This is a genomic window from Brevibacillus sp. FW306-2-1A-C05A (assembly GCF_058781555.1).
In genome coordinates, this window is the sequence record NZ_JBYSWV010000025.1 from 24,198 (window position 1) to 44,254 (window position 20,057).

17 protein-coding genes are annotated in these 20,057 nt (G+C 52.2%); 4 read left to right on the forward strand and 13 right to left on the reverse strand.

Going from position 1 to position 20,057, the window contains the following annotated elements; genetic code table 11:
• Positions 1-47: 47 nt before the first annotated feature.
• Genes AC3WJN_RS15580 through AC3WJN_RS15590 form a run of 3 tightly spaced genes read right to left on the reverse strand, consistent with a single transcriptional unit; the run spans position 48 to position 3,207 of the window.
• The gene (locus AC3WJN_RS15580) at positions 48-1,073 is read right to left on the reverse strand and encodes a phosphotransferase enzyme family protein (protein WP_007786252.1); all 1,026 of its coding nucleotides are present in this window, start codon (positions 1,071-1,073) and stop codon (positions 48-50) included.
• 53 nt (positions 1,074-1,126) lie between these two features.
• Positions 1,127-2,380: a class-III pyridoxal-phosphate-dependent aminotransferase gene (locus tag AC3WJN_RS15585; RefSeq protein WP_005829017.1), complete on the reverse strand. Its 1,254-nt coding sequence runs from the start codon at positions 2,378-2,380 to the stop codon at positions 1,127-1,129.
• A 50-nt stretch (positions 2,381-2,430) separates the two neighbouring features.
• Positions 2,431-3,207 carry a DeoR/GlpR family DNA-binding transcription regulator gene (locus tag AC3WJN_RS15590; RefSeq protein ID WP_005829019.1) on the reverse strand — a complete coding sequence of 259 codons (777 nt, stop codon included), beginning with the start codon at positions 3,205-3,207 and terminating at the stop codon, positions 2,431-2,433.
• Between the two features lie 625 nt (positions 3,208-3,832).
• Between AC3WJN_RS15590 and AC3WJN_RS15595 the strand changes: the two genes are divergently transcribed.
• Together AC3WJN_RS15595 and AC3WJN_RS15600 are read left to right on the forward strand one after the other, a co-directional pair.
• Positions 3,833-4,669, forward strand: a complete 837-nt coding sequence (locus AC3WJN_RS15595) for a helix-turn-helix domain-containing protein (RefSeq protein ID WP_007786247.1) — start codon at positions 3,833-3,835, stop codon at positions 4,667-4,669.
• 108 nt (positions 4,670-4,777) lie between these two features.
• Positions 4,778-5,830: an ABC transporter substrate-binding protein gene (locus tag AC3WJN_RS15600; RefSeq protein ID WP_007786245.1), complete on the forward strand. Its 1,053-nt coding sequence runs from the start codon at positions 4,778-4,780 to the stop codon at positions 5,828-5,830.
• A 439-nt stretch (positions 5,831-6,269) separates the two neighbouring features.
• Here AC3WJN_RS15600 and AC3WJN_RS15605 read toward each other — a convergent pair whose 3' ends face one another.
• The 5 genes from AC3WJN_RS15605 to AC3WJN_RS15625 form a co-directional block, all read right to left on the reverse strand.
• Complete coding sequence (locus AC3WJN_RS15605) at positions 6,270-6,878, reverse strand: 2-phosphosulfolactate phosphatase (RefSeq protein WP_007786244.1); 609 nt, start codon at positions 6,876-6,878, stop codon at positions 6,270-6,272.
• A gap of 347 nt (positions 6,879-7,225) precedes the next feature.
• On the reverse strand, positions 7,226-8,248 hold the full coding sequence (locus AC3WJN_RS15610) for a hypothetical protein (RefSeq protein WP_005836871.1): 1,023 nt from the start codon (positions 8,246-8,248) through the stop codon (positions 7,226-7,228).
• Between the two features lie 149 nt (positions 8,249-8,397).
• Positions 8,398-9,291 (reverse strand): hypothetical protein, encoded by an 894-nt coding sequence (locus tag AC3WJN_RS15615; RefSeq protein WP_007786241.1) that lies wholly within the window; start codon positions 9,289-9,291, stop codon positions 8,398-8,400.
• Between the two features lie 769 nt (positions 9,292-10,060).
• Positions 10,061-11,506 (reverse strand): 23S rRNA (uracil(1939)-C(5))-methyltransferase RlmD, encoded by a 1,446-nt coding sequence (gene rlmD, locus AC3WJN_RS15620; RefSeq protein WP_007786239.1) that lies wholly within the window; start codon positions 11,504-11,506, stop codon positions 10,061-10,063.
• Positions 11,507-11,629: 123 nt separating this feature from the next.
• On the reverse strand, positions 11,630-12,520 hold the full coding sequence (locus AC3WJN_RS15625; protein WP_007786238.1) for a diacylglycerol kinase: 891 nt from the start codon (positions 12,518-12,520) through the stop codon (positions 11,630-11,632).
• A gap of 141 nt (positions 12,521-12,661) precedes the next feature.
• Between AC3WJN_RS15625 and AC3WJN_RS15630 the strand changes: the two genes are divergently transcribed.
• Complete coding sequence (locus AC3WJN_RS15630) at positions 12,662-13,633, forward strand: ROK family glucokinase (protein WP_005832531.1); 972 nt, start codon at positions 12,662-12,664, stop codon at positions 13,631-13,633.
• A 412-nt stretch (positions 13,634-14,045) separates the two neighbouring features.
• On the opposite strand, the gene AC3WJN_RS15635 is transcribed toward AC3WJN_RS15630, so the two are convergent.
• From AC3WJN_RS15635 to AC3WJN_RS15655, 5 genes are all read right to left on the reverse strand, one after another.
• On the reverse strand, positions 14,046-14,978 hold the full coding sequence (locus tag AC3WJN_RS15635) for a DMT family transporter (protein ID WP_237716689.1): 933 nt from the start codon (positions 14,976-14,978) through the stop codon (positions 14,046-14,048).
• Positions 14,979-15,038: 60 nt separating this feature from the next.
• Positions 15,039-16,220, reverse strand: coding sequence for an ABC transporter permease (locus AC3WJN_RS15640; RefSeq protein ID WP_007786233.1), 1,182 nt, complete (start codon positions 16,218-16,220; stop codon positions 15,039-15,041).
• Entirely contained in the window at positions 16,220-16,948 is a 729-nt protein-coding gene (locus AC3WJN_RS15645; RefSeq protein WP_122953189.1) for an ABC transporter ATP-binding protein, read from the reverse strand. The genes AC3WJN_RS15640 and AC3WJN_RS15645 overlap by 1 nt, the downstream gene beginning before the upstream one ends.
• A gap of 77 nt (positions 16,949-17,025) precedes the next feature.
• On the reverse strand, positions 17,026-17,493 hold the full coding sequence (locus AC3WJN_RS15650; RefSeq protein WP_007778605.1) for a hypothetical protein: 468 nt from the start codon (positions 17,491-17,493) through the stop codon (positions 17,026-17,028).
• Positions 17,494-17,613: 120 nt separating this feature from the next.
• The gene (locus tag AC3WJN_RS15655; protein WP_005832542.1) at positions 17,614-17,967 is read right to left on the reverse strand and encodes a hypothetical protein; all 354 of its coding nucleotides are present in this window, start codon (positions 17,965-17,967) and stop codon (positions 17,614-17,616) included.
• A 211-nt stretch (positions 17,968-18,178) separates the two neighbouring features.
• Here AC3WJN_RS15655 and AC3WJN_RS15660 point away from each other — a divergent pair, with 211 nt between their 5' ends.
• Positions 18,179-19,924, forward strand: a complete 1,746-nt coding sequence (locus AC3WJN_RS15660; RefSeq protein ID WP_007778612.1) for an RNA polymerase sigma factor — start codon at positions 18,179-18,181, stop codon at positions 19,922-19,924.
• Positions 19,925-20,057: the final 133 nt, after the last annotated feature.

Consider the following 20,057-nt stretch of genomic DNA (forward strand, 5'->3'; position numbering starts at 1 on the left):
CACATTCTTGTTCAAGAAGTTGTTGCAAGGTTAATGTGACTCGAAAATCAAAAGAATCTTTTTGAATATTCCAAATATTGTCTTGCCAAAGCGTCCGTCTGCTCCGTGTATTCACCCCCCAGCTCCCTCGTCGTTTCATTTTCCCGACTGCCGATCCAGGCGATCAGTTGCAGTCTGCGCATCATGATAAACGTAGGGATTTCCAGCTCTTCTTCTTTCGACAGCGCTCGAACTTTGCGATATCCTTTGAGCCAGGCTTGAATCAGGTCAGGCACGTACGGTTTATGCTCGATAAAAGTCAAGGACGATGCCAAATCAAAAAGATACCACCCGAACCCGCTGTCGTCAAAATCAATCACTTTCACTTGTTCGTCCAGGACAAGCAGGTTCGTGTTGCGCAAATCGGCATGAATCAGGCCGAAACGGTTTGCGTCTTTTCCAAAACGGTCGAGCCGGGGCTTGATGATATCCGCTACTTGTTGAAACAGGTGCAGTCTTTCTGGCGTAATCGCTACCCCATCCTGCCATCTGCCCCAGATCGGCCGTTCTCCCAGAATTGTTTCGTAATCCCACGTAGGACGCTTGATCTCGCGAAATGCAGCCCAGTTGTCGATCGCATGCTGATGAAAATGCGCTGAAATTTCACCGATCAGCTCAAATTGTTTGACCAGCTCTGTCTCGTTATGCGCGTCCGGCGCCTCGCCTTCCAGAAAGGTAAACAGCACGCAGCAATATTCCTGGGAGTCGCTGTCCAGTTGCACCGTCTGAATGTATTCGCCGTTTTTTCCTGCGATCGGCAGAGATACCTCGACGGAAGTATCCTGATAGATCGAGCTGATCCAGTGAACCTCCCCCTCGATCTCTGCTTTCGTGTGGTAGCCGGGGCGACATACGCGCAATACGTATTTTTCGGCAGTGGGGACGTTTTTTACCAAATAGGTAGCGTTCTCTGAGTAATTCAACAGATCGACCGTCGCTTGCGACAAGTTCGGATAGGAATGAATAGCATGTTTGGCAACCTGATGAAAAACTTCCACATGCTCTTTCCACAGCTCTGCACTTGAATGGCTCATCTTCCTGCACTGCCCCTTCCTAAAATGGGATGATAACGGACAAACCAAACCTTTTACACCAAAGCACGCGCAGCTTGTCTGATGCTCAACTCGCAACGGGACAATAATTCATCGCAATAGTTCTGGTCGCACAGCAGCCCTGGCTTGAATTGCAGCACTTTCGTGTCGAGCATCGAGTAGATCGCCCATACGCCATTGTTATAGAGCGCGCGCATGACCTGTTTTGCTCCCTCAGGCTGCGCAAACTCCAGCCCCATCACTACGCCCAACTGACGAATCCCGACAAAAAAGTCGGCGTTTTGCTTTTTGATCGTTTCCAGCCCTGCGCGCAAATACCGGGATACGTAGTCGACGTTTTCGATGACTTCTTTTCGTTGGGAGATTTCCAATACTTTCATCGCTACGATACAGCCCAGCTCGGAACCGCCGAATGTCGAGATGTGGGCAAAGCCGTCTTCGTTCATCCATTGTCCTGCCCTTTCACTCACGACCGTAGCTGCAATCGGATAAATCCCGCCGCCAAACCCTTTTGCCGTGACCAAAATATCCGGCTCTACGCCATAGTGCTCTATCCCCCACAGCTTTCCTGTACGCAGCAAGCCCGTCTGCACCTCGTCGGCTATGTACAAGGAGCCGTACTTTTCGCAGAGCTGCTTCACCGCATACAGATAGCCTTTTTCCGGCAGCGGGAAGCCGTATGTGGCCGGAATGGTTTCCATAATGACGCAGGCGACATCTTCACGGGAAAGCGCGGCTTCCATAGCCTGGACATCATTAAACGGCACATGGATAAATTCCCCCGGCGCTCCTTCTCCCAAAAACGGCCGGGAATAACGCTCATTCCCCAGCGACACAGCCAATCCGGTATGACCGTGATAAGCAAATTTGACGGAGACGATTTTTTTTCGTTTCGTCGCGTACCGGGCGCATTTCAAAGCTACATCAATCGCTTCCCCTCCTCCGCTGGAAAAAATCGAATACTTCAGACTATTTGGCGTGCACCCTCCGAGTTCTTCGGCGAGCTGCGCACGCGTGATCGCGGGAAAATGATGATTCCCGATATCAAATTCATCCAAAGCATTTTTTAAGGTAGAAATAATTTCGGGATTCCGGTGCCCAAGGTTAAATGTTCCGCCATTTAAATGAAGGTCCATCAGTTGCTTCCCGTTCATATCGTACAGGTAGTAACCTTCCCGCTTTCCGATGACCAGATCGATCCCGTCTTTTTGCCATTGCCTTGTTTTTCCCGGGTTCCACCACTGGACGGACTTTTTGAGCACAGCGTCTTTATCACCGAATCTAAGCATTCGTCTTCTCCCCATTTTCAGCAGTTTTTTACGGCCAAAAGCTGGCCTCTTTACATATCCTCGGCAATCAAAAGCTCGATCTCTTTCTCGGCCAATATTTTTTTCCATTCTTCCGAGCAGCTTTTGTCAGTGATAATCATGGACGCATCCACGAGAGGACAAATGTAGGCGAAATCGGTTTTTCCAAACTTCGTATGGTCAGCCAAAACAATGACCTCTTCCGCACGCTCCATCATTTTGCGGGAAATGTTGGCCCCGTCCAGGTCGTAGTCCGTAATGCCGTCGCTCATCGAGATCCCGCTTGCAGAAATAAATACTTTGTTGGTCTTCAGACGCTCCAGCATCCTTTCCGCGAGAGGGCCGACAGCCGATTTTTGAACGCGCTCCACTTCCCCGCCGATGAAAATAATTCTTCCCTTGAACACTTCGAGAGCCAGAAGCAAGACCGGGATGGATTGAGTAATGATGGTGACGTTCTGTTTGTCCGCCAAAAAACGCACGATCTCCAGCGTGGTCGTTCCATAGCCAATCATGATACTGTCGCCGTCCTCGACAAGCTCTGCTGCCGCTTTGCAAAGGGAGCGTTTCTCTTTTTCGTTCATGGCCGCTCGCTGTTCAAAAGGTTTATCCCAGGAAGAAGTTTTCTCTTTTACAGCGCCGCCATAAACTTTTCTCAGCATGCCTTCTTTTTCGAGCTTATCCAGATCGCGCCGAATCGTTTCGCCAGAGACTTGAAGGATTTCCGCCAGTTCACGGACCTGTACTTTCCCGTCTCTTTCCAATGTTTTTAAAATTGTTTTTTTACGATCCTCAAATGATAGAGACATGACTTCATCACCTGCTACGTTTTTTTCCACACGGCCACAGTTGGAGCATCCGCTTTATTCTTTGTTGATTAATGTGGAATTGCATTGATGATAACATTGTCTATTTATTACAGTCAACGTCTCTCGCTCTTGTTGTCCCCAACGCGTGTAGCTGCGCTGCCGTTCCAGTCTGCAACAACAACTGCCTCATCCGCCACGGATCATCCTCACGACTCCTTTTCCGTTTTTTCGCATGATTCCACTTCAGAAGATGATGATTCCACAAAAAGCGATTATGTTTTCCTGCGATTCAATGTTGTATGTTGATTATTCATGTGGTTTTGACAAGATAATATCACGCCCGTTTTACCTCGTCAATATTTTTAGAAAATTATAAATTATATAAAATATGTTGTTGCTCTCCTCTCTGACTCCTGGCAACCAACCAGTGACGGCAAGCAACAACCAGCCATCTCTATGACGTGAATACAGGCGCCTGGGTTCTTTACCGTTCAAAGACAGGCTTGCTGTTGCCTCGCAGACAAACGGGGATCATGAGCTTGCTTTACGCCCGACTTGTGAAAATGTATATTGGAAAGCGACGGTACAAGGCCGATCGCGTTGAAGAATGGTGGTGAATGATGGCATGGCGAATTTCTACGAAGAGCTGGCGCAGGACCTCGCGAAAGTAGCCTTGGAGGTGCACGGCGTCTACCGGACGAAGCTTGCGGGCGGGATGATCTACGACGGCCATGTCAACCAGCCGACAACCAAGTGCGCTGTCATCGTCTGCTTGCGGGGACAGGCCGAATTTCGCTTCGATGAAACCGAACGCTACACGCTGGAGCCGGGCAAGGTGCTGCTCGGCGGGCTGAACAAGCGGCTGGAAATTCAGACTGCCCCGGACGGATTCGAATACTGCCTCGTGCACTACTTGCCCGTCAGTCCGCATGGGGAAGATACGCGGCGATTGACAGACGTGTCCTTGCTCCATGCCCCGCTTGACCCCGAGTTGCATCAACTGCTGGAGCAACTGCTGAAGACGGCTTCTGCCCCAGACAGCATGGGCCTGCTGGGTAAAAAAACGCTGTTCTACCACCTGCTGAACAAGGTGTTGCAGTCCGAACGCCTTCATCAAAACAAAGACAGCCATGCGTTGATCGACGAGGCGATTTTATACATTCAGGAAAATTATGCGCAGCCGCTTTCGCTCGGCCATCTGGCCAACCGCTACGGCATGAAGGCGAAATACTTTTCCTACCTGTTTCACAAGTACGTGGGAATTGGCCCGATTGACTATTTGATCCAGTACCGGATGAATCGGGCGCACGAGTTGCTATTGACAGGACAATTTTCCGTATCCGCCGTCGCCAAAAGCGTTGGCTATCTTGACGCTTACTACTTCAGCAGGCTGTTCAAGAAGCACAAAGGCGTTTCACCAGGCCGCATAGGGCTGTACCTCAGAAGAAATCGTCCATCGTAAAGTCGGGAATTCCTCCATTTTCATGGGGCAAGGAACGTGGTACATTCATATTTGTCAATGAGAATCATTATCAAATGTGATGCACACAGAAAGGATGCCTGACGAGGAATGCGAATAAAGTCATGGGCTATGATGGTCAGTCTGTTATGTTTGATTTTGCTGCTTGGAGCTTGTTCCGGCGCGAACACCCCGAATCAGAACGCATCGGGCGGCGACCAGAGCGCGAAAACGAGCCCGTCTCAGGAGCAGCAAGCCCCGGCAGCGACGTCTGGGTCGACCTCCCCGGAGTCCGCTGCGTTCCCCCGTACGATCAAGGACGCGAACGGAGACGTGACGATTGAAAAGCAGCCGAAAAAGGTTGCCGTCGTCCATTGGGGGTATGCGGATTCCTTGCTGCTGTTCGACGTGCCGTCGGTCGCGCTCGCGCTGCCGTTTACCGAAAAACAGTCCGTGCTGCATTCGGAAAGCTACAAGCCGTACGTGGAGAAAGTGCAGGAGCTGAAAATCGTCGGCGAGAACACCCAGGTGAACATGGAGGCGCTGCTCGACTACGGTCCCGACCTGATTATCGCCGGAAATACCGTCAACAAGGAGATTTTGGCCTCCCTGCCGCAAATCGCGCAAACCGTCGTGATCGACGAGCAGACGACCAGCGTCTGGTCGGACTGGCAGTCGGTTGTCACCAAGTTCGGTGAAATTTTGGGCCAGGAAGAGACGGCGAAGCGCTATATTGCGGACTATCAGGCACAGTTGCAAAGCGCCAAGGAGAAGCTGACAGCCCTGGACGGCACGGTGGCCTTCGTGCAAGTTCGCGACAAAGCGGTGTGGCTGCAGGGCACGAATTATTTGAAGCCTTATTATGAAGGCATGGGCCTGAAGCCTCCGACCTCTGCCAATCTGGATATGCAGGAAGGGGCGCAAATCACCCTCGAAGGTTTGAGTGTGCTGAATCCCGACTATTTGTTCCTCGGCTATTTCAATTACAACGACAAGACCATCCCCGCCCTGACGGATGAATGGGACGACACAGCAGTGTGGAGCAAGTTAAAAGCCGTGCAAAACAAGCATGTGTACGGAATCAACGGCGAGCTTGCCCTTGGGTACGGCCCGATCGGGAATATGTATGGGGTTAAAGCGGTGCTTGAGGCGTTGGGGAGATAGAGAAATTGGGATGTAGGAGGTAGTAGGGAAAAGGCTGTGGCGTTTGCCGTGAGGGGGCGCTGCGGCCTTTTTTGCGTTGGTTCAAAGGCACGGAAGCGACAGCCGATAAGGGCATCCACTCTCGTAACTATTGGTCATAACCGGGAGATCATAGGCTACAGATGTAGAAACTTCATCAGCAGCTTCAATTACTCCTCCTTGCCCAAAACCAATCATAACCATGGATTCCTTTTCAGGAAAAACATAACCCTTCATTGGCAAATAACGTGCCGCTAGCTAGGTCAGCCTCCGAATCTATGCTTATTCATCTTTATTTGGATAAGGTGTAAACGCCCCATCTTGATTAAGAATGGGGACTATTTTGCTTACGTCAAATTCAGACGCGATCGTTACATCATCCTGGTAGCCCATTGCAATCAATTCCTGACCAGAGCCCGTTTTAACAAGCCACTGTGGAAGCTTGTCTTTCATTTGCATCAAATACTACGACAGCAGTTAAGGCTTCTGGAGACAATCGCTGCTCTTCCAATTGGCTTAAAATTGCTCCTGCTGCCATCAAATCCTCAAATGCCGGGCGCAAGCTCCCGTCTGGCCATCTTTCGCCACAAGCAATTACCGACACAACCCCCTCACTTTGCCTTGCAAAACTGGCTACTGCCGATACATTCCTAAAGCATCCCGCCACGACTGTTGCTTTTGACTCTCTCGCAAGGAATGAACACGTCGCTCCATTTGGAGAAGGCAGTACAATCCGACTCCCAAACGGTATCGTTGAAAGCTCATACGGTGAAAGCGAGATCGGTTCGCCGCGTTTGCCTGCTACTATCGCATTGACTTGATCTGCGTACTCACCAGCTGCCTTTCCTTTTGACGGGTATGGAAAGACTGTTCCTCCTCGATTCAATACAACATCTACACATGTCGTAAAGGAAAGAACATCAATAATCACCACGATATCCGATAGAGCCGCTAGTGTCCTTACTCCTTCATACCCCCAATCAAAGCGCACATCTGCGCCAGTTTGTTGGAAAAAAGTTAAATCGTCCATTTTCCTCTCCTTTTTCCCCGAATATCAAATTACGGTAAACAAAATACACAGTAAAGATGGACAAGCTTTTTACTTGCTGCGTTGCCCATTGGATACGAAAGCCAACGCATAGTTGGACCAAGATTGATGGGCGATGACCTGCACTTCCGGTCACTCTGCAAAATGGCGGACTACGTTACACACCCTTCCATTCTCCGCTCAGATTAGCACGACTGTTCTGATTACTCAAGGAGTCGATGCTACAATCCTTTTCTGAACGGCTAGGTCACTCTACAATTCCCCCCATGAACGTGTACGGACCACGCTCGAAGTTTTGCCGATAAAGAAGCCTGCGCGCAATTCTCGATTCAATCCATACTGTATACAAAATCGACCAAACTGTGATGATCCTTAGGAAGCGGGTAATTTTCAAATACATTGCTTAGATTCTTTGTAGCCATATCATAATAAAAAAGTCCATACTGGTTATTGGCATCCCTTCCTAGAACAAACAAGCCTTCCGTATTATCCCTCGGGTAAAAAGTTTTCACTTCCTTAATACCCGGAACATCAAAATCTTCGACCTTTTGACTGTCGATATACAATATTTTTAGCGTCCTGGGTTTGGACGAACCCATAAATGGATCGTATGTCATTAAGATTCTATTTCGATCAAGCTGCCTGGTGAGTCTGATTTCAAATTGGTCCGTATGGTAGATCGGCTGATAATGTCCAAAATCCAAATCCATCAAATAGAGTGTTTTTGGTCGAATATGTGTAACTTCCGTAACTTTACGTGTTCTCATTTCGGAATCGGAAGCAGTAAGGCTTAATAACTTCTTCGTCGTATAATTATAGGACAACGAGAAACACCAGGTGTCATCGTCGTCTGGATTTAGATAAGTAAATTCTCTCGTCGTCCGATCAAAAATAGCCGGTTGAGTAACGGTAACGAATTGCGGTGCAACGTTTGTAATCATTTTGTTATCTACTATAAACAAATCATTGAAAAGAAACTTGCCAAAGGTTAATTGTTTTCTTTCTTTCGTTTTTAGATTATATTCATACAAATTATCAACTTCGTCACCTGTAACGCTATCGCTAAAATACACTTTATTGTTCCGAAGATCTGCAAAAGCCACCGGATACCCAGGATCTACAGGTACCCTCAAGATTTCCGACATTTTTTGATCCTGAATCGAATAAAGGTACAACACTAAAGAAACCCCGTCAGCATCATTTTTTCCATTATTATAAACTGTAGCTGTTATGTGCAAATATTCCTTTAATTCTCTTTTTGCATTACCCTCAAGTGTATGTTGATTTATAGCAATGATAGCTAAAATAATAACAACGATGATGCTGCCAAGCGTTATCATTCTCTTTTTCATATTCAAACGTTACTCCTAAGCTAAAGATTTTGAATGATATCTTGTTGGAGTGGTATACGCCATTACTTCTAAAAGAACAGCGTATACCAATGAAAAAAATTAAATCTTAACAACATTAATGGGCATGTCGGCTCGCGGTTAATAAAAGACTATCTAGGTATGCTCTGATCCGAAAATCTCTTATGGTAATACCGTACATTAGGCACTGAAGTATCTCTTGTATTCCCCGCAACCGTTTGCAAATTGCTTAATCCCCAAATATCGATAATAGCATCAGGCAAAGTCCCTACAGATGCCTGATAAAAAGTAAAGGCTTTATCTGTATCTAAATTTCTTATTGTAATATCCTTATCTCCCTTTTTAGAATAATCATACTCTTTATGAGTAGCACAATCATAGTTTTTCAGCTTATTATCTCTATTGCCGATTGAACCAGTAAAATAAGTCGCTCTGCCTGTTCCTAGAAAACTGTCGTCACCAGCCTGATACGTCAATACGTTTCGATCATCCTTCCCCCATTTCCACTGAACATTGCTAGCAGCACTGGGAACCGCTTTTTTCGAATTGGCATTACGATTCAGTGCTGAAACCGGCTCATTATGAAGGGAATAACCAGAAGGATCGTTTTCATCCGCATAATAAATGTTGTTTAGTTCGCCCGTAACTTCATCGTAAACTACTTTCATTCCCGGATAAATTTCAGGTAGAGGTGCTTGAATATAATCGCCCGCCACACTCATTTGAAACGCTTTTATTGCCAATTCATTCTCAAGCTCAATCTGCCTGGCTTCTTCTTCTGTCGCATCTTCAGGAATTTTCGCAATATGCGGTCCATCCAAATTCCTGGAAACTTGTCTAACATCGAAATTGGGATACCCGCCTTTTTCTACGACAATCTGAAGATTATCATCATAAATCAATACTGTGCCAGGTAACATGTACTGCGGAATCGTATTGTCCTCACGAGCAGATACTTCAACCGAACTCAAAAATAACTCAGCCGACATGGCAACAACTAAAAATGCAGGTAACTTTCTTTTCATAAAATGATCCCCTTTCTAAAAAAATCCGCACTTACTGCTGCTTGAGTAGACAAAATGGTAAAGTCGCAGCGTCGATCAGCAAACGTTCCACCTCACTCCTTTCCTCCTTTTATGGTTCATGCAGAATTTTCTCCACTCTCTTCCAGCACTTCTGTCGCACTAGTTGCCAGTCATACAAGTTTTCGGAAGTTGACTGCCATTTTCGGAATAGCTGCAATCCTGTACCAAACGGTTTATAGATGACTTGTATATTTGTAAAATATTTATCTAAATTCATTTTATTGGAATTTAAATGAAGTGTAAATCTAATTTTTTGTTCAAGTCCATATTTGTGTGTAAATTCCCCTCCCTCGATTAGAGGTAATCGTAAAATAGTCCCCATTACACAGGTTAATTGACAAGGTTATTGTCTCTAAGGATGGTAGCATTACCATACAGTATACCTTCAAAAACCTAATAATGATGAAGGGAGCCTAGTTACTGGCTCCCTTTGTACAGACAAAATAAACCTCTGACATTTTACCCCACTCCAACCCGCATTCCACCGTTGTCCGTAAAAATAAAGTCCTGGTTCAACTCCCCCATTTTCTCCATTTTTGACTCCATTTTTTCAACCAAAACATTATTGTTGTGAGAATAAAATATTGATACAAAAACAGGGGAAAGGCTTGATCCGATTGGATTCTGCTTTTCCCCCGATTTTTTGCTCTGGTGTTCTGGCAAAGGTTTATTCTGATTTTGTCAGGTGTTTATTGTGAATGTCAAAGGTTTATTGCTTATCTACACCCTTTAGATTCATCAATATTACGCACTCCACATGCCCCGTATGCGGAAACATATCCACCGGCTGCACTTCCTTCACCTCATACCGCTCCGCCAATACCTTCAAATCCCTTGCCAGCGTCGACGGGTTACACGACACGTACACCACGCGCTCCGGCTGCATTTCCAAAATTGTCGTCAACAGCGCCTCATCGCAGCCCTTGCGCGGCGGGTCGACCACGATTACATCGGCGCGGATCCCCTGCTCCTTCCACGCCGGAATCACGACCTCTGCCGGGCCTGCCTCGAATGTCGCGTTTTTCACGCCGTTCAACCGGGCGTTGCGGTTCGCATCCGCGATCGCTTCCGGGACGATCTCCACGCCGTACACATGCTTCGACTTCTGCGCCAAAAACAGCGAGATCGTGCCGATGCCGCAATAGGCGTCGATGACCGTTTCCGTCCCTGTCGCGCCGGCGTACTCCAACGTTTTGTTGTACAGCACTTCCGTCTGTGCCGGGTTGACCTGGTAGAACGACCGCGCCGAGATCGCGAATTTGATCGGGCCGATGTAATCGTAAATGACGTCGCTGCCCCAGAGTGTCACAGTCTTTTTGCCGAAAATGACGTTGGTCTTGTCCGGGTTGATGTTTTGCACGATGCTGGTGACGCCCGCCACCTCGGTGCGGATCGCTTCCACGAGCTTGTCTCGCTGCGGAATCGCCTCCGCGGTCGTCACGAGCACGACCATGACTTCGCCCGTCTTTACCCCCACCTTGACGACTACGTGGCGCAGCAAGCCTGTGCCGCGCACTTCGTCGTACGGCTTGATGCCGAGAGCAGCAGCGGCTCTCTTCACGGTGGCGACCCCCTCGTCGTTCTTTTGGTGCTGGATGAGGCATTCGTTCATGTCGATGATGGAGTGGGATTTTTCCGCGTAAAAGCCGCCAACCAAGGCGCCGTTTTCCTCGCCGATTGGCACCTGTGCCTTGTTGCGGTAGCGCCATGGATCGCTCATGCCGAGCGTCGGGTGCACCGTGATTGCTCCTTCTCCCTCCACCTGAAAGCCGCCGATGCGGCGCAGGTTGTCGCGGACGATTTGCTGTTTGTGCCGCAGTTGTTCCTCGTAGGCGAGGTGCTGCAGCGAACAGCCGCCGCAGCGGTCGTACAGCGGACAGGGTGGGTGCGCGCGGTATGTGCTGGCTTCCACCACTTTCGTCAGCTTGGCGAAGCCGAAGTTCTTTTTGACATGGTCGACGCGCGCGTGGACTCGCTCGCCTGCGAGTGCGCCGTCTACGAACAGCGTATATCCTTCAATCCGGCCGACTCCAGCGCCCTCGTGGTTCAGTCCGGTTATCTCCACTTCCACGGTTTGGCCGACACGTACCGGGACGTCCAGCTCCACCTTGGCGGTCTGCTGCGGTCCGCGCCGCTTTTTTGTTGTTTTTGCCACGTTTCTTTTGCTCCTTTTGTCTTGCGCTCTGGCTTCCCGGCTGCTTTTTGCTCAAGGAAGCAGGCAGGGATGCACAGCGAACGCGGCATCCCTACGGCTATTGCTATTCATTTTACTATCTTCCTACGGGACGAACAACTCGATATGTCCTGGCAAAGCTTCCACGATGCACGGCAACTGTCCGCCGAGCTCGCCGTCCAGATTGAGCTGGACCACCTCGCCTGTGGGAGAGGTCGCTTTGATGTAGTCTGCCTGGAAATACAGGATGTTAGGGTCGCGCAAATGCTCGCCGCGAACCGCTTGTGTCGCGAGGCGGATAAATTCGGCGATGTTCGTCTTTTTCACGACGATGACGTCCAGCTTGCCGTCTGACAAATCTGCTTCCGGGGCGAGCTTGTCGAAGCCGCCGACCGCATGGCTGTTGGCGATGAGAAACACCATGATCTCCTCGTCCAGCAGCACTTCCTTGCGATTTTCCAGGCGGACCCGGATCGGGTGCAGGGAGGGCAGCTTCTCCAACCCTTTGACGTAGTACGCCATCTGGCCCAGCAGCGTTTTCAGCTTGCTCGGGACCTCATAGGTCAGGTTGGTGAGGGAGCCTCCTCCCGCAATATTCATGAAATAACGGTTGTTGATTCGGCCCAGGTCGATGCGCTTCTTCTTGCCTTTGGCGATGATTTCCGTGGCGCGCGTGATCGACTTCGGTATGCCTACCGCCCGGGCAAAATCGTTGCTGGTTCCGCAGGGAATAATTCCAAGGGTGGGGCGTGCTTTTTGCTCCGCCATCCCGTTCACAACTTCGTATATGGTTCCGTCTCCGCCAGCAGCCAGGATGACGTCGAAGCCGCGGGCCACGGCGCGGGCAGCTTCCTCGGTCGCATCATCTTCCCCTCTGGTTGCATGGCAGGAGGTTTCGTATCCGGCCGATTCCATCAAATCGAGAATATCCGGCAATCGTCGCCGCACGATTTCCCGGCCGGAGCTCGGATTGTAGATCAATCTGGCTCGTTTCAAGGCAGATCCCTTCTTCCTTCCCTCGCTCACGGGTGTACTTCCTTCCATCATATCCTGTATAGCCATTTTTGGGAATCGCTATGCGGGTAACAGCGTGATAATATAGAAAAAGATGGCAAAAAGGAGAGCGAGGGGACAGTTGTGAACAAAATCATCGTTGGTGTTGACGTGGGCGGAACGGCAATCAAAATAGCGTTGATTACCCCGGATGGTGAGCTGGTAGCGAAAACGCACGAGCCGACACCTGTCGCAGATGGAGAAGATGGCGTACTGCGAAAAATCGCGGAGATGACCCGCGTTCTTCTGCACAAACACGGCTATGCGCCGGAGCAAGTGAGCGGAATCGGCGTAGGAATCCCCGGACCTATTGATGCCCAAAACGGAATCGTCATGCAAGCCGTCAACCTGCACTGGACCAAGCCTGTCTTATTGAAGCAAAAGCTGGAAGCACTTACAGGGCGGCCAGTCGCAGTCGACAACGACGCCAATGCGGCGGCACTGGGCGAAATGTGGCAGGGCGCAGGCCAAGGCGCACAAGACCTCGTGCTGATTACGATTGGCACAGGAGTCGGCGGCGGCGTCATCCTGAACGGAAAAGTCGTTCACGGCATGAACGGAGTCGGCGGCGAAATCGGGCACATCACCATGACGCCAGACAGCGGCGCTCTCTGCAATTGCGGCAAAACAGGCTGTCTGGAAACGTACACCTCCGCCACCGCCATTATCCGCGAAGGGCACCTCGCTGCCGAAAACGGAACGAGCCCGTACCTCGCTTCCGTGCTGGCCGAAAAAGGCAAGCTCGGGGCAAAGGACGTGTTCGAAGCAGCCGTAGCAGGCGACGTCGCTGCTCTTGCCATCGCCGACCAGGTGGCGCTCTACCTGGGCCTTGCCCTCTCGCATCTGGCGATTGTTTTGAATCCGGCCAAATTTGTTATCGGGGGCGGCGTGGCGGCGGCAGGCGACTTCCTCTTTTCCCGCATTCGCGATGCGTTTGCGCGGTTTGTTCCGTTCGCTTACGTCGTGGAAACAACCAAGATTGTGGCTGCCACACTGGGCAACGACGCAGGCGTGTACGGAGCGGGCTGGCTGATCCGCTCGCAGATGGAAGAGTAGCCGTCAGTTTTCTGTTGCCGCCTCGCGATTTGAGGGCTTCTCCAAACAAGCGGAGAAACACATTTACCGAGACAGGAACGGCAAAATGAGCGCGTTTTGGCAGGCTGTTTGCTTGCAAAAAGCTTGCTGCCGACGGCAAGGGCAACGGAACTTCTGCTTTTTCATTCGCTCACGCTAAGAAATCCATAAGCTACGGCCCAGTTCTTTTCCGATACGATAAACGATACAAAAAAGCGCTCCTGCCAGCAGCCTCAATGCCGCCGCACAGAAGCGCTTTTTCTCTACGATTCAATCACCCGCGCCACATACGCTTCCCTTCCTCCGCCCGATCTGGCTTCGGCTCCTTGCCCGCGACGATCAACTCCGCTCCTGCCAGCACCGTCACTACCGCCGCCCAGAAGCGCTTTTTCCTCTACGATTCAATCACCCGCGCCGCAGACGCTTCCCCTTCCTCCGCCCGACCTGACTTCGGCTCCTTGCCTGCGACGATCAGGGCCGCGCCCGCCAGCACCGCGCAGCCGCCGAGCAGTTGGAGCAGGCTGAACGCTTCGCCAAACAGCAGGGCTGAGAACACAATCGTCACGACTGGCTCGAACGTACTCAGTACGGAAGCTTTGGTCGAGCCGGTCAACTGTAGGCCGCGGAAGAAAAAGCTGATCGCCATGACTGTAGAAAAAACGACGATCCCGCCCAAGGCCCACCAGCCCGCCAGAGCAAAGGCCAGGTCGACGCCTCCTTCTTTTTGCGCGATCAAAAAGGTCGACGCGGCTGCAAACAACGAGATGTAACCCGACGTCACATACGGGGACAAACCTTTTACAACCCGGTTGCCCACGATGATGTACACCGAGTAAAACAGCGCTGCCGCGAGCGCCAACACGACTCCGAGCGGCTGAATGCCGCCAAACGACAGCCCAAGCACCAGCCCCAGGCCCAGCAAAGACAGCAGCATGGCGAAAACGGTCTTTTTCGTCAGCGGCTCTTTTTCCACAAAATAGCTCAGGACCGCCACAAACACGGGAAACGTGTACAGCAGCAACGCCGCCATCGAGGTCGGAATGTACTGAACTGCGGAAAAAAAGCTGAGCGATTGCAGCGTGTACAAAATGCCGCCCAGAAAAAACAGGGCGAGCACCTGGCGACGATTGAGCCGCAGCGACTCCTTGCGCCAGGCCAAGAGGCCGAAAAACAGCACAGCAGCAAACAAAAAGCGCAAAGACAAGAGCGTAGATACCGAAACGCCTGCTCCATAGGCATACACGGCAAAAATGGACATGACGCCAAAGCCCGCAGCCGAAGCAAGCACGTACAGCACACCGATGTACAGCGGATTCACGACATTCACCAGCCTTCTCACAATGGCAGCGACATGGGCAACAGACAGCCTGGATTTACTCCCTCCCGATCAGTTTTTCAATCCAGCCCCTTCTCTGCGGAACAGTCGCGAGGCGAAAAAAATCGTGATCGCCACGTACACCAGCGAAGAACCGATGCCGATCAGCGCATGCAGCGGGTCGACCTTGCCGTAAAACACTTCCTTGCACAGCGCCACGCCATTGAACACGGGCAGCGCGTAGTAATGCTCCGCGATGTCCACCGGGCTTTGCGGCATCAGCATGTACGACGGCACCATCGCCAGGAAAATGACTCCGCTCATGTACGTCTGTCCTTCTTTAAAAGACTTTGCAATCGTGCTGAGCATCAGCTCCAGTCCGGCAAACGTCGCCGCCATGAGCAGGATGACGACGATCAGCACGAGCAAGGTAACAGGCGAGAAAAACGCGAGCGAAAAATGGTCGCCTGCCCCTCCAAACGGCCCCATGCTCATCACCAGCGATACCGAGATGAGCGAGGCTCCCGCACTCATGATACTCATCACCATGACCGCCAAGAGCTTCGCCGTCAGAATGTGGTTGGCGGCAATCGGCGCCGTCAGAAGCGACTCCAGCGTCCCTCGCTCTTTTTCCCCCGCGACGAGGTCGTTGGCGGAGGCGATTCCTCCAGAGGCGAGCGACACGACGAGCATGAGCGGAATGATGCCTGCGAGCATCCCGCCCGACTGCCTTTCTTCCGACGCTACGTTTTGAAAGTCAGGCGCGATCGGCTGAATCGTCTGCTCGGACAAGCCTGCCTGCTTGAGCCGCTTCGCCACAATCTCCTTGCTGTACGCCTCTACGGTCCGCTCGATCAGATCGCGGGCGTAGACTGACTTGGAATTGGTCGAGTCAAAAGCGACGTGCAGTGTGGCCGTTTTCCCCGCCTGAATCTGCTCGTCAAACGATTCCGGGATCGTAATGATCGCGCGCAGTTGCCCCGCCTGCAGCGCTTGCTCGGGATCAGGCGGCTGAAGAATTTTGACCCCTTGGTTTTCTTGCAGGGACTTAATCAGCTTGGAGGAGCCGTGAACAGCCAGCGGCACGTATTCCCGCGCTTCCTTTTCCACGTTGCTGTAGGAGTTGCCCAATAAAAAAAACACAAACGGGATAATCACCAAGGGCACGAGAAACGTCCCCAGCCACGCCTTCCGGTCGCGAAACAGGTCGAGCAGCTCCTTTTTGAAAACGGTCCAGATGATTTGCCGGCCCATCAGTGCTCGCCCCCTTCCACAACCGCCATGAAGATGTCGTCCAGATCGTCAGTCCCAAACTGCTTGCGCAAGGCGTCCAATCCCCCGGAAAAGCGCAGCCGGCCTTTGTGGATCAGGGCCACCCGCTTGCACAGCTTGTTGATTTCGCCCATGTTGTGGCTGGAAAACAGGATCGTCTTGCCTTCCTCCTGCAGCCTTGTCACCATCCGGCGAAAAATGGTAGCAGCCGTCACGTCGAGCCCTGTCGTCGGCTCATCCAGCAAAATGACGTCAGGATCGTGGACAAGCGTGCGGGCGATTGCCACTTTTTGCTTCATTCCCCGGGAAAAAGCGCCGACGCGCCTGTCGATAAACGGCTCCATCTCCAAAATGCGGCTCAGGCTGTCGATCCGCTCCTGCACCCGCGACGGCGGCAAGCCGTAGAGGCTACCGAAGTAGGCGATGTTTTCCCTGGCTGTCAGCCGACTGTACAAGCCGACTTCCCCGCCAAACAGGATGCCGATTCTGCGCCGCACCTCCAAAGGCTCGTGCCGCACCGAAAATCCGCTGATCTCGATGTCTCCCGCAGTCGGCGCGAGAATCGTCGCCATCATGCGCATCGTCGTCGTCTTCCCGGCGCCGTTTTCGCCCAACAGGCCGTACACCTCGCCCTCTTCCACGCGAAACGTCAAATCGCGGACCGCTGTGATCGTCCCGAACTGTTTGCTGACTGCTTTTACCTCAATCAACAGCAGCCCTCCTCTCCTTCTCCCTTCGAACCGAACGGCCAGCCGCCCCACAGCAGATGACGCCTGGCGTCCCGCCGTCAAAATCGGACTTTCAGCAAATAGGAAGCTCTTTTCTCCCCGGAAAACGTCACCTGTACAACCCCTGTGCGGCCTTGCAGCACTCGCGGTATCGCCGCCGCCACGTGGAACTGCCTGTGCCTGTCATCGACGCGCGCGACAGTCACTGTGCCCGGCGGAGAGTATATCCTGTCTCCGTCCAGCGAATAAAACACGAGCGAGATTTCCCCTGCGGCACCGTGCGCCTCCCCGGAAAACACGATCGTATTCACAGCTCCGCTGACACCGCCGGATACCCTTGTCAGATCAAACAGCGGATGGCGCAGCGAAGCAAGCGCAAGCCCGCCCCTCCAATCTTGCAAAAAAGCGTCGAACTCCTGAACCGCCGCAGGCAAAGCGATCACAGTGGCCTGCGGCGATGCTGCGCCAAGCGAGCCTGCCGGGCTGGCGGAAGCCATGAGCAGAAGCGTCATCCATACAGAAAGCATGCTAATCATCTCCAGTAAATGGTTGTCCTTAGCATGCCCTCCGCAAAGTTTGAGCTATGTGTCTGATGCTGGCTCAGAATCTTTTGACTTTTACACACGGGCGCTATAGCTGCGCTCTCCTCATGCCGAGGTCAGGGCACTCGCGTAGCGTTCCTTCCATTTGGGCAGGGAAAAGCCTTCAAACAGGGCCACAAAGCTTTCCGTATCGTTAATGTAGTGACGCGTTTCTTTTTGCCCGGGGTACTTTTCTTCAAACAGCGGAGCGACCAGATGCGTGACCGGAATCCCTTCCGCCTCCTGGTCGTAGATGCCCCGCTCGGCCAGCACTTTGCCGAAGTAGCGACAGTAGGTCACGGTCACCGTTTTTTGCTGCCCATTGTCTTCCCACGTCGCAATCGAACGGTCAAATGTATCGGATGGCGAGCCGCCCTTGCCCGGCGCTACACTCTCTCCTGTGACAGAAATCAGCTTCATGTACTTTCCTTCCCCCTTTTTGTTCGTGTATGTTCATTATAGGGTAGAGTGGAATTTCTTACAAATCCGGCCAACCCGCAGCAAATCAGGCCGGAGTCTATGTCCGCCGCTTGCAAATAAATTTTTTACAAAAAGTTTTTACGCATCTGTCAGAAAATCCTGCGCCCGGTAGTCTATGCAGTAAGTCAACTAACAACGAGGAGTTTTGGCAATGGATCATTTGGTTATCAAGCCTGCCAGTCAAAGAGAAGAGGAGCAGGACGAGACTTTGGTAGAACGGGCAAAAGCCGGAGATCAGGAGGCGTTTGGCGAGCTGGTCAGACGCCACCGCTCCAAAGTCTACGGCTACGCCCGTTCGTACACCCAGGAAGCCTATCTCGCGGAAGACATCGTCCAGGACGCGCTCATTCGCGCCTTCCTCCACCTGGGTACGCTGGTCGACAGCCGCCGCTTCCTGCCCTGGCTGCACCGGATTGTGCGCAATCAGGCGTACACGCGTCTGAAAAAGGGACCGCAAGCACGGGAGCAGGTCTTTTCCGGGCTAACCAGGCAAACGGGCGAGGCAGAGCCGACCGACTGGGAGGATCTCGACAGCATTTTGCACAGGCTTGGCCGTAGCTGGTCGACCGCAGCCGAGAGCAACGGCAACCCCGAGGAGGTCTTGATGCGCCGCGAGCTGTTTACGACGATCAAAAGCTTGCTGCACTGCCTCAGCCCGCGCGAACGGCGGATCGTCGAATCTCACTTTTTTGACCATCTGGCCCCTCACGAGATTGCGCGCATGTTCGAGATGACCCAGGCAAATGTGTACCAGGTGCTGTCTCGCTCACGCAAAAAGCTCGTGCAGGAAAAAATTCGCCTCGTTGTTGACCACTATGTGCAAATGCGAAAGGATGCGGGAATTATGAAAAAAGTCGTTTTGAAAAAGCCGGAAGCCATGAAGCTGAAAACATGGATTACATGCGGGGCAGCGTTGCACGGATTAGTCGAGTGTACGGAACGAAAGCTGTCCCTGCCGCTGGTTCTCGGTTTGAGCGGGCACGCCTTCCGCCTGACGATCGTTCCAGAGAGCATTCATATTGCGGGGCCAACCATGTTTTACTTCCAGCCCGTTCTGGAGCAAGGCTTGCGGAACATGGGCTTCAAGCCTCGTTCCGTCTGCCAGGAGCAGTTGGACGGCACGCCTGGCCCGAATGCGAACCAGGTCGATCCCGCGCTGCTCAGCCTTGCCGCGCGCGAAAAGCGGCAGCTTCCTGCCCTGCTGCCTCAGGCACTGGAGCTGATTCACCACGCGGTTGACAAAGGAAATCCGGTGCTCGCCTGGGACTTGTTCATGCCTGAATTTGGCCTGATCTACGGTTACGAGGATGAAGCCAAGCTGCTGCACGCCGGAGACAACTGCGGCAACGACGGCACGGTGCCGTATGAGCATCTGGGGCGCGGACTGGTGGCAGAGCTGTTTGTGCTCGCCATCGAAGAGACGCTCCCCATCGACCAGCGCACGATGCTGGCTAACGCTCTGGATTCAGCCCTGGCGCATTACCGCGGCCAGGAAGGGCAAAACGCCAACTTCATCTACGGCCTGGCTGCCTATCCTGCCTGGCAGGCGGCTTTTGCCAAAGGAACCATCGAGCCAAACGGAAACGCCTACACCACAGCGGTCGCACACGACGCCCGCTGCAACGCCTACCGGTTCTTTACGGAAATCGCCGACACGTGGACTGACCCTTCACTGGATGAAGCGCGCCCGCTGCTCAAGGAAGCAGCCGCGCTTTACGCCGCTATCGCGGACGACTTCGGCAAGCTGACCAGACTGTTTCCTTTCCCGGCTGGCGGCGAACCAAATGCAGACGAGCAAGGCAAGCAAGCTGTACAGCTTTTGCAGGCCATCGAGCAAAACGAGATTCAGGCTGTCTCCTTGCTGGAAAAACTGCAAGCTGCTCTCGCCGCCAACTAGAGGCGCGTCAAACCGCTTCAAAGCCATTGGTACTTGCTGCCAATGCCGTTCCTCGCCATGTCCCCCTCTTCTGCTTTGTGCCTCTCTCTTGCCAAAAGAAACAGCACTTTCCCTGGTCGGAAAGTGCTGCTTG